The sequence below is a fragment of the Flavobacterium sp. genome (assembly GCF_044361065.1).
Lineage (GTDB): Bacteria > Bacteroidota > Bacteroidia > Flavobacteriales > Flavobacteriaceae > Flavobacterium.
The window spans coordinates 1-3369 of record NZ_JBIKJI010000192.1 but is presented as its reverse complement, the minus strand read 5'-3'; the positions used below and the strand labels follow the sequence as shown (position 1 = coordinate 3369).

Annotated in this window: 5 protein-coding genes; 4 read left to right on the top strand and 1 reads right to left on the bottom strand. The window is 31.0% G+C overall.

Going from position 1 to position 3369, the window contains the following annotated elements; translation table 11 throughout:
- Positions 1 to 73 precede the first annotated feature (73 nt).
- Positions 74 to 844 carry a ParA family protein gene (locus tag ACIQ11_RS09720; protein WP_396154436.1) on the bottom strand — a complete coding sequence of 257 codons (771 nt, stop codon included), beginning with the start codon at positions 842 to 844 and terminating at the stop codon, positions 74 to 76.
- A 151-nt stretch (positions 845 to 995) separates the two neighbouring features.
- Between ACIQ11_RS09720 and idi the strand changes: the two genes are divergently transcribed.
- From idi to ACIQ11_RS09700, 4 genes are read left to right on the top strand one after another with little or no spacing between them, the layout of a single operon-like run.
- On the top strand, positions 996 to 1520 hold the full coding sequence (idi, locus tag ACIQ11_RS09715; protein ID WP_396154438.1) for an isopentenyl-diphosphate Delta-isomerase: 525 nt from the start codon (positions 996 to 998) through the stop codon (positions 1518 to 1520).
- A gap of 4 nt (positions 1521 to 1524) precedes the next feature.
- Complete coding sequence (locus ACIQ11_RS09710; RefSeq protein WP_396154435.1) at positions 1525 to 1935, top strand: 6-pyruvoyl trahydropterin synthase family protein; 411 nt, start codon at positions 1525 to 1527, stop codon at positions 1933 to 1935.
- On the top strand, positions 1936 to 2895 hold the full coding sequence (locus tag ACIQ11_RS09705) for a type I phosphomannose isomerase catalytic subunit (RefSeq protein WP_396154433.1): 960 nt from the start codon (positions 1936 to 1938) through the stop codon (positions 2893 to 2895).
- A 57-nt stretch (positions 2896 to 2952) separates the two neighbouring features.
- Positions 2953 to 3222, top strand: coding sequence for a hypothetical protein (locus tag ACIQ11_RS09700; protein WP_353077329.1), 270 nt, complete (start codon positions 2953 to 2955; stop codon positions 3220 to 3222).
- Positions 3223 to 3369 lie beyond the last annotated feature (147 nt).

Here is a 3369-nt window from a genome sequence, read left to right as displayed (position 1 = left end):
ATGTCGTTTGAAGGATCGCTTAAAAGTGCTGAAAGGCCTCTTCCTAACACAGGTTTTTTTACTGCTTTTGTCATTAGTTACTACTGTTTTTCTTGATAATTTCTTCTGCTAAATTTAAGTAATTTGCAGCTCCTTTGCTTGTTGCATCATAATTTATAATGCTTTCTCCAAAACTTGGTGCTTCACTTAATTTTATATTTCTTTGAATAATAGTCGAAAACACCATATTATTAAAATGCTTTTGAACTTCTTCAACTACCTGATTTGATAATCGTAAACGGGTATCGTACATAGTTAAAAGTAATCCTTCAATATCTAAACTTGGATTATGAATTTTTTGTACACTTTTTATTGTGTTTAATAGTTTTCCTAAACCTTCTAATGCAAAATATTCACATTGAATAGGAATTACAACGCTATCTGCAGCGGTTAACGCATTTAACGTTAATAAACCTAAAGATGGTGCGCAGTCAATAATTATATAATCATATTCCTCCTTAATTTCTTGTAAGGCTTGTTTTAGCATATATTCTCTATTGTCTTTGTCAACCAATTCAATTTCTATGGCAACTAAGTCTATGTGAGCGGGTATAATCCAAACATTTGGTGCGCTACTAGGAATAACGCCTTCTTCTGCTGTATTACTATGTTCTATTATTTGGTAGGTGCCAATTTCAACACTTTCCACGTCAATTCCTAACCCAGAACTTGCATTGGCTTGCGGATCGGCATCAATTAAAAGTACCTTTTTTTCCAAAACACCTAATGCCGCGGCAAGATTTATCGAAGTTGTTGTTTTTCCTACCCCGCCCTTTTGATTGGCAATTGCAATGATTTTACCCATTTTTTCTTTTAAAATTTTAGAAGCGTAAAAATACAATTTTTTATGGTATAACCAACCCAATTTTATTAACAATACGTTAAAGTCTTTATTTCAGTATATCTTTGCTGTAAAAATTATTTTTTTTGTAAATTTGACAATTAATTATTTAAGAGTGGTAGAAGAAAAAGTTATTTTAGTTGATGCAAATGACAATCCAATTGGATTGATGAATAAGCTTGAAGCACATGAAAAAGCAGTTTTGCACAGAGCCTTTTCTGTTTTTATTTTAAATGATAAAAATGAGTTGATGTTGCAACAACGTGCGCATCATAAATACCATTCTCCTTTATTGTGGACCAATACTTGTTGTAGTCATCAAAGAGAAAATGAAACAAATATTCAAGCTGGCACCAGACGACTTCGAGAAGAAATGGGTTTTGAAACAGAACTAAAAGAAATGTTTCATTTTATTTATAAAGCTCCATTTGATAACGGGTTAACCGAACACGAATTAGATCATGTTATGCTTGGTTATTATTACGAAATGCCCGATATTAATAAAGATGAAGTAGAAAGTTGGAAATGGATGAAGATTGAAGAAGTAAAAAATGACATGATTGCAAATCCGAATCTTTACACCGTTTGGTTTAAAATAATATTTGAGGAATTTTATCATCATTTTGATGACAATAAATAAAAAAATGAAAGTAACAGTAAGTAGAAAAGCACATTTTAATGCTGCACATAGGTTATATCGAAAAGATTGGTCTATGGAACAAAACGATGCCATTTTCGGTAAATGCAACAATCCAAATTATCACGGGCACAACTACGAATTAATTGTCAGTGTTACGGGTGAAATTGATCAGGAAACTGGTTTTGTAATTGATGTTAAAATTTTATCAGATTTAATAAAAGAACATATAGAAAATGCGTTTGACCATAAAAACTTAAATTTGGATGTTCCCGATTTTGAAAATTTAAATCCAACAGCCGAAAATATTTCAGTTGTTATTTGGCAAAAATTAAGAACACATATTAATTTAAATTTAGATTTAGAAGTCGTTTTATATGAAACGCCACGTAATTTTGTAACTTATAGAGGCGAATAAATGTTGTTTTATCCTTTACTTTTCAAACCCATTTTTAAAGAACGAATTTGGGGAGGTACCAAACTAAAAGAAGTTTTAAATAAATCTTTTGATGGCAGCCAAATTGGCGAAAGCTGGGAGTTAACAACTGTAGAAAATGATATTAGTGTTGTTGTTAATGGAGCATTTGAAGGATTGAATTTAAATCAATTAATTGAAAAATACCCTACAGAGTTATTAGGCATAAAGTCCATTCAATATTTCGGAAATAATTTTCCTTTACTTTTTAAATTTATTGACGCCAAAGAAGACTTGTCTATTCAAGTACATCCAAACGATGCATTGGCAAAAGAGCGGCACAATTCTTTTGGTAAAACCGAAATGTGGTTTGTAATGCAAGCCGATGATAATGCAAGATTGGTTGTTGGATTTAAAGACAAAACAAATAAAAAAGAGTATCAAGAACATTTAGAAAATAAAACATTAGTTGCAGTTTTAAATGAAACTCCTGTAAAAGTAGGCGATGCTTTTTTTCTGGAAACAGGTACCGTTCACGCTATTGGTGCGGGTGTTTTAATTGCAGAAATTCAACAAACAAGCGACATTACCTATCGATTATATGATTGGGATAGGGTAGATGCAAATGGAGTTGGTAGAGAATTACATACAGATTTAGCTCTTGATGCAATAAACTTTGAACCTAAAAATACTAAATTAGACTACGAAGTCGTTAAAAATAAGTCAGTTAATTTAGTAGAATGTCCGTTTTTTAAGACCAATATTTTACAAATTTCAGATATTTACAATTGGAAAAAAACGAAAGAATCGTTTACGGTTTTGATGTGTACAGAAGGAAGTTTCACTATTATTATGCTACATTTTAAAGCTGAATTTAAAAAAGGGGATACTATATTAATTCCAGCTATAATTGATGGTTTTGAAATTATTGGTGAAGCAACTCTATTGGAAATTACAATTTAATTAGCAGCGTATTGATATATTGTTTACTTTTGCATCATAATTTTTAAAAATAAGAAAATGGCAAGCGTTAAAAACTTGAAAAAAGAAATTAACTACGTTTTAGGAGATATCTTAAACATAGTATATATTTGGGAAATGACTTCTACAGGAAAACCAACTGAATCTTCAGAGGCTTTAGTAGGAGATATTTACGATACATTTGATGCATTAATGGTAAAAGTAAACCAAAAAAATGTTGAAAATAAAAAAGCACATTACAAATTAGTAAAAGCTGAATTCGAAGTTGCTGCAAATCAATTTGTTGCAAAAGTGAACGAATTAAACTAAAAAAAATCGCAAAAAAAAAGTTTATTTTTTTTGCAAATTAAATTATCAAGACTATATTTGCACTGCAAAATGAGTCGCCGGTGTAGCTCAGCTGGCTAGAGCAGCTGATTTGTAATCAGCAGGTCGTGGGTTCGAGTCCCTCCACTG